This is a genomic window from Aquirufa salirivi (genome assembly GCF_045310485.1).
Classification (GTDB): domain Bacteria; phylum Bacteroidota; class Bacteroidia; order Cytophagales; family Spirosomataceae; genus Aquirufa; species Aquirufa salirivi.
In genome coordinates this window covers 1-7,937 of sequence record NZ_JBEWZH010000013.1, presented here as the reverse complement: position 1 = coordinate 7,937, position 7,937 = coordinate 1, and the positions used below count along the sequence as shown (strand labels likewise).

The following is a 7,937-nucleotide window of genomic DNA, read 5'->3' as shown; positions in this document are numbered from 1 at the left end:
TGTGTTGCCACTCGCATCTTTGGCGGTAATCGTAATGTTTTGGCTAGCTCCTGCTGTTTGTGTACCTGTTCCTGTAATGATGAACTTGCTAGCAGAACCTGCGCCTATCGTTACATTCGCACTCGTTACGGCTGTTCCTGTGGCTGGAGTGAACGTGAAGGTTCCTGTTCCGGTAGTTCCTGAATATATTAAGCCAAGACTGGTCAAATTCGCTACACCACCAGAGAAGTCAATACCTGCATTCAATATGTTGGTTCCTGATAAACCAGATACAGAACCCGTCAAGGTATTGACAGTAACAGTTACGTTATTTCCAGCTGCATTAAAGGTTGTCACTAGGTTACCATAAGCATCCAAAGCTTGTAAGGTATTTGTACCTGTAAAGGCTAAACCACTATTTTGTGGACTGGCTAAACTAACGGCTAATTTATTGAAAGTAGTAGCAGAAACAGTCACTGGTAATTCATGGTGATTTCCTACACCAAGCAAAGTTCCATCCGTTACTTGTACTACCGCATTTTCCGCTTTGTACAATGTTAATGAAACAGTGGCTATACCAGAAGTAAACACGACTGAAGTATTAGAACCAAATGCAGTTGCATTAACGGTAGGGGCCGTAACTGGGCTTGAAGAGCTGTTCGCTCCTGAGAATACCAATGTCTTAGTACCTGCATAAGAGGTCACTGTATTATGATTCGCATCTACCACACGAATAGTAATTGATTGAGAAGTGCCAGCCGTTTGAGTTTCAGATCCAACGAGCATGATGTGATCAGCAGCCCCTGCATTCATCGTAATACTAGTACTTACTGCTGCAGTACCTGTAGCCGGAGTAAAGGTAAATGTACCAGAACCAATTGTTCCAGCGTATTTCAATCCAAGGCTAGTTAAATTAGCTACCCCGCTCACGAAATCACTACCACTCGTTAATTTATTGGTTCCTGATAATCCGGAAATGGTTCCTGTTAATGCCGTGGTAACCGTTACATTATTGGTGGAAGCATTAAAGCTAGTCACTGTATTACCATAAGCATCTTGTGCCGTTAGGGTATTTGTACCGGTAAAGGCTACTTGGTTTGCTTGAGGAGAACTTAAACTAACTACTAGTTTGCTGAAAGTACTTGGACTAACTGTTACCGTCAAGCGATCTGCTCCAGCAGCACTGATACTTCCATCACTCACAACGATGTTAGCCACTTCAGCTGTGTAAAGTGCCAAGGTAGTCGTTGCTACTCCATTCGTAAATGTCAAAGTGGCTCCCGTATGAATATCTTGTTCTACTGAATTTTTATCAATAACCGTAGGGTGAACAATTGGGTTACTTGAATCCAAAGCACCAGAAATGGTCAATGCATGATCACCTGTGTACGATGTCACGGTGTTACCATTAGCATCTTTAGCCGTAATGGTTATGGTCTGTGTACCTCCAGCTGTTTGTGTTGCACTTCCTGTTACGACCAAACGAGTAGCGACACCAGAACCGATGGACACATTTCCAGATGTTACCGCAGTTCCACTAGCAGGTGTAAAGGTAAACGTACCTGAGCCTACTGTTCCTGTAAACTTCATTCCTAAACTAGACAAATTAGCAACACCACTGCTAAAGTCTCCAGCACTGTTCAATATATTTGTTCCAGATAATCCAGTGATACTACCTGTTAAAGTAGTGCTTACAGTAATGTTATTTCCAGAAGCATTAAATCCTGTTACTGTATTACCATAAGCATCCAAAGCTGTCAAAGTATTGCTACCTGTAAAGGCTACTCCATTGGCTTGAGAACCAACTAGACTTACGGCTAATTTTGAGAAGCTAGCAGGACTAACTGTGATTGGTAGACTACCACCTACAGTTGAATTAATGGTACCATCTGACACTTGAATTTCAGCGCTTTCTGCTTTATAAACTTTCAAATCTGCGCTAGCAACTCCATTCGTAAATGTGACTACTGTGTTTGAACCCAGATTGGTAGCCACACTATTTTTATTTGTGGCTGTAGCTGCTGTCACTGGATTAGCTGAGCTGCTCGCTCCAGAGAAAGTTAAAGTCTTATCACCTGCGTAAGACAAGGCGGTGTTGCCACTTGCATCTTTCGCTGTAATCGTGATTGTTTGAGAAGCACCTGCTGTTTGAGTACCAGATCCAGTAATGAATAATTTAGTAGCTGCTCCAGCATTGATCGTTACATTGCCAGAAGTAATGGCCGTTCCAGACTGAGGAGTAAAGGTAAATGTACCTGTTCCTACTGTTCCCGTGAATACTAAATTAGAAGTCAAATTAGCCACTCCGTTCGTGAAATTACCCACCTGGTTCATGACATTGGCTGTATAACCCGTTATGCTACCAGTCAATGTGCTAGTCATGGTAATTGGATTAGCGCTGGCATTAAATCCAGTTACTGTATTTCCATAAGCATCAAGTGCGGTTAAGGTATTTGTACCCGTAAATGCTAGCCCATTTGATTGAGTACTCGCTAAACTTACACTCAATTTAGAGAAGGCTGCAGCAGAAACGGTTACCGTTAATCGGTCAGAACCAGTAGATGAAATACTGGCATCTGTTGCGGAAACAATAGCACTTTCTACATTAAATAAGATCATATTGGCTGTAGCCACACCATTGGTAAAGGTCACGTTCATGGCTGTGCCAAAGTTAACTCCACTGATGGTAGGATTAGTCGCAGGACTCGGAGAACTAGTAGCTCCAGAGAATGTTATGCTCTTCACTCCTGTATATGCCGAAGCCGTATTTCCATTGGCGTCTTGTGCTGTTATGGTAATACTTTGTGATGCACCTGCTGTTTGGGTAGCATTACCTGTAACAACTAATTTAGTTGCAGTACCTCCACTAATAGCTATATTAGAGCTTGTTCCTGAAGCACCCCCAGTAGCTGATGCAAAGGTAAATGTTCCTGTTCCAGAAGTACCTGTGTAGGTTAGCCCTAAACTTGTCAAGTTAGCCACCCCACTGACAAAGTTGCCTGCACCTGTTAATTTATTGGTTCCAGATAATCCAGAAATACTTCCTGTCAAACTAGTCGTGACAGTGACATTATTAGCACTAGCATCAAAGCTCGTAACCGTATTACCATAAGCATCTTGAGCTGTAACAATATTAGTTGAGGTAAATGCTTGCCCGCTACTTTGAGGCGTAGACAAAGCAACCGCAAACTTATTTAAGCTCGCTGGGGATACCACTACACTGAGGCGATCTCCACCACTAGATACCAAGGCTCCTTGTGTAGCCACAATGGTCGCAGTTTCTGCTCGGTAAAGTTTCATGCTTGCACTTGCTATGCCATTTGTAAATGTGATGATCGTAGCTGTACCAAAATTCACCTCAGAACTATTCTTATCCGTTACCGTAGGATTCACGAAAGGACTCGTTGATGAAAGTGCTCCAGAGAAAACAATGGATTTATCTCCTGTATAAGAAGGTACAATGTTTCCACTTGCGTCTTTAGCGCGTAAGGTGATGGTTTGAGAACCACCCGCTGTTAGCGTTCCAGTTCCAGTAATTTCAAGTCGGCTAACGGTACCTGGATTTATCGTTACGTTACTACTTGTGATCGCAGTTCCTGATGCAGGAGTAAAGGTAAATGTACCTGTTCCTGAAGTACCTGTGTAGGTTAGCCCTAAACTTGTCAAGTTAGCCACACCACTGACAAAGTCGTTGGCATTGCTTAATTTATTGGTACCAGATAAACCTGTGATGCTTCCACCTAGACTATTGGTAACGGTCACATTAATTGCCGAAGCATCTAAATTTACTGTATTGCCAAATTCATCCTGAGCGGTTAGCGTATTAACGCCAACAAAGGCAGTTCCAGATGTTTGCGGACTAGCTAAACTTACCGCCAATTTATTAAATGCTCCTGGGGTAATATCCAATGGTAAATTACCTCCACCACTTGAACTAATCGTTCCATCTGTTACACTTACGGTAGTGAGTTCAGATTTGTAACCTTTTAATGTACTAGTTCCAACACCATTGACAAAGGTTACCACCGTAGTCAATCCAAAATCTATATCAACAGCATTCTTATTGCTTGCAGTAGGTACTCTTGAAGGAGTAGTGGATGTGGAGAATACTAAATTTTTATCTCCTGCATAGGTGCTTACCGTATTCCCACTAGCATCTTGTGCCGTAATAGTAACCGATTTTGTAGTTCCAGCTGTAATAGCACCCGGCGTAGCTGTAATCACTAATTTAGTAGCTGTTCCTGAGTTAATAACCACATTAGCACTCGTTACAGCAGTTCCTGTAGCAGGGGTAAAGGTAAATGTACCTGTTCCAATGGTACCCGTGAAGTTTAACTTGGCCGTTAAATTAGCCACACCACTCACAAAATCGCTAATGGAATTTAATACAGCCCCACCACTTAAACCTGTAATGGTACCTGTTAATGTTTTGGTCACTGTAATATTATTCGTAGAAGCGGTAAAGCTTGTTACGGTATTACCATAAGCATCTTGTGCTGTTAGGGTATTGGTACCTGTAAAGGCTGAACCATTCGACTGTGGACTGGTTAAACTAACAGCTAATTTCGTAAATGTAGATTCTGAAACGGTAACTGATAAGCGGTCTGAGCCAGCAGCTACAATAGAGCCATCTGTTGCAGCAATCGTAGCGCTTTCTGCTTTGTATAATACTAAACTAGCCGTAGCCACCCCGTTGGAGAAGCTAATGTTCGTAGCCGAACCTACATTAGTACCTGCTACCGTTGGCGCAGTAACTGGAGAAGAAGAACTAGCTGCTCCTGAGAAGGTTAAACTCTTAGTCCCTGTGTATCCTGTTGCCGTATTACCACTTGCATCTTTGGCAGTGATCGTAATCGTTTGTGCAGAACCTGCTGTGCCAGTTCCTGTACCTGTAATAATTAATTTAGTTGCGGCACTGCTTGAAATCGTGATGGACGAGCTTGTACCAGTAGCACCACCCGTGGCAGCTAAAGCTGTAAATGTTCCAGCACCAGATGTTCCTGTAAAAATTAAATTCGTTGATATGTTGGCTACACCACTTACAAAATCACCAGCACTTGTCAATTTATTGGTTCCACTTAAACCACTGATTGCTCCTGTTAAACTGGTAGATACCGTTACATTGTTTGAACTCGCATTGAAATTCAAAACAGCGTTGCTGTATGCATCTTGGGCAATGATTTCATTGGTACCTGTAAAGGCTGAAGCATTAACCTGTGGAGAAGTCAAATTGACTGCAAATTTACTTAAACTACCATATCCCACTGTTACACCCAAACGGTCTGCTCCTGAAGATGCTAAGGCACCATCAGTAGCTACAATAAGGGCAGATTCAGCCTTATATAATTTCATGGATGCTGTAGCCTCGCCATTGCTAAAGGTGATGGTGGTAGCTGTTCCAAAGTTTACATGAGCACTTGTTTTATCACTCACTGTAGGATTCACCACAGGAGAATTCGTTTGATTTGCTCCTGAGAAAGTCAAGGACTTATCCCCAGTATAAGTTGTCACCACATTACCACTAGCATCTTTGGCACGTAAAGTAATGGTTTGTGTATCACCTGCCGTCACACTACCTGTACCCGTGATCACTAATCGACTCAAGGTACCTGGGGTGACAGTTACGTTAGCACTTGTAGCCGCAGTACCTGTGGCAGGAGTAAAGGTAAATGTACCTGTTCCAGAAGTACCGGTAAAGGTCAAGCCTAAACTGGTTAAATTGGCTACGCCACTGCTAAAATCTCCCGCTTGATTCAATACGTTGTTTACTCCAGACCCTAAACCTGTGATTGCTCCTGTCAAACTCGTTGTTACTGTTACGTTATTCGTGTTGGCAGCAAAAGAAGTTACGGTATTACCATAAGCATCTTGCGCTGTCAAGGTATTCGTGCCTGTAAAGGCTGTGCCATTCGTCTGCGTACCTGCCAAACTTGCCACTAATTTGGTATAGCTGGAAGCACTTACTGTTACATTGAATCGATCTGATCCAGCGGCAGAAATACTGCCGTCGGTAGCTGCCAAATCAAGGGTTTCTGCTTTGAACAAGGCAAGACTAGCCGTAGCTACCCCATTCGAGAAGCTCACGCTTGTTGCAGAACCAACATTTGTTCCAGCCACCGTTGGGTTAGTCGCTGGATTGCCAGATGCATTAGCACCAGAGAAGGTGATCGATTTAGTCCCTGTATACGTTGTAGCTGTGTTTCCACTAGCATCTTTCGCTGTTAAGGTAATGGTTTGAGTAGCCCCAGCGGTTTGTGTAGATGAAACTCCTGTAATAATTAATTTAGTAGCCGTACCAGAACCGATTGTAACATTGCTAGATGTCGCAGCTGTACCTGAAACTGGACTAAAGGTAAATGTACCTGTTCCTGCATTTCCTGTAAAGATTAATGCAGAAGTCAAATTAGCCACTCCATTCACAAAGTCACCAGATGAGGTCAATTTGTTGGTACCTGATAATCCAGAAATAGTTCCCGTTAAACTGGTACTTACCGTGATATTATTTGATGAAGCATTGAATGTGGTCACTGCATTACCATAATCATCTTGGGCTGTTAAGTTATTAGTTCCTGTAAAGGCTACCCCGCTACTTTGAGGACTGGCCAATGTTACGGCCAACTTACTATAACTCGATGATGCCACTGTAACACTTAATCGATCTGATCCAGTCGCAGAAATAGTACCATCAGTAACCGCTACCAAAGCATTTTCAGCTTTGAACAATACTAAATTCACACTGGCAGTACCACTAGCAAAAGTAATGCTCGTACTAGTTCCAAAATCTACACCTGCAACAGTTGGATTGGTTGCTGGGGCTAAGGATGGATTGGCACCAGAGAAAGTTAAGCTCTTATTTCCAGAATAAGCCACTGCGGTATTTCCATTGGCATCTAAGGCTGTAATCGTTATACTTTGAGCTGCACCAGCTGTTTCTGTAGCACTACCCGTAATACGTAATTTCGTAGCTGCACCACCTACCATGGTAACGTTTGAACTTGTTCCCGTTGCTCCTCCGGTAGTAGATGCAAAGGAGAATGTACCCGTTCCAGCTGTTCCTGTAAAGATTAATGTCGAAGTTAAATTTGCTACACCACTGACAAAATCGCCTGCACCTGTTAATTTATTGGTACCTGATAATCCTGTGATAGCTCCTGTCAAGCTGGTAGAAGCCGTTACATTATTTGCACTAGCATCAAAGGAAGTCACTGTATTACCCCAGAAATCTTGTGCCGTTAATGTGTTAGTCCCTGTGAATGCAGTTCCTGAAATCTGAGAATTGCTTAATGAAACCGCAAACTTAGATAAGGTACTCGCAGAATATGTAGTAATTAATCGGTCTGAGCCAGTTGAAGTTACTCCGCCCTGAGTAGCTACGATGCTGGCTACTTCCGCACGATATAAAATCATACTGGTTGTTGCCACCCCATTGGTGAAGGTAATAGTAGCTGCTGTTCCAAAATTAATTGCTGCCGAATTCTTATCCGTTACCGTTGGAGATACCGATGGATTTGCACTTAAAATTGCACCTGTAAATACGATGGACTTGTCACCTGCGTAACTTGTTACGGTATTTCCACTGGCATCTTTAGCTGTTAAAGTAACCGTTTGAGCTTGTCCAGCTGTTCCAGTAGTAGATCCTGTTACAATCATTCGGGTAGCAGCACCCGGACTAAATGTTACGTTACCAGAAGTTATGCTGGTTCCAGAGGCGGGTGCAAAAGTAAATGTTCCAGTTCCTGTGGTACCCGCAAATGTTAAACCTAATGAAGTTAAATTGGCCACGCCACTGACAAAATCATCTGTTCCTGATAATTTATTAGTGCCCGATAAGCCAGTGATCGCTCCTGTTAAAGTAGTCGTTACCGTAATATTATTGCCGGATGCATTGAAGTTCGTTACGGTATTTCCATAAACATCTAGTGCCGTTAAGGTATTCGTTCCTGTGAAGGCAGTGCCAT

1 protein-coding gene is annotated in these 7,937 nt (G+C 42.8%); it reads right to left on the bottom strand.

The genetic code is table 11. The features are described from left to right. Positions 1-7,937 (bottom strand): beta strand repeat-containing protein (locus tag U0R11_RS13450; RefSeq protein ID WP_406752329.1); only part of this gene is annotated, 7,937 nt, incomplete at both ends.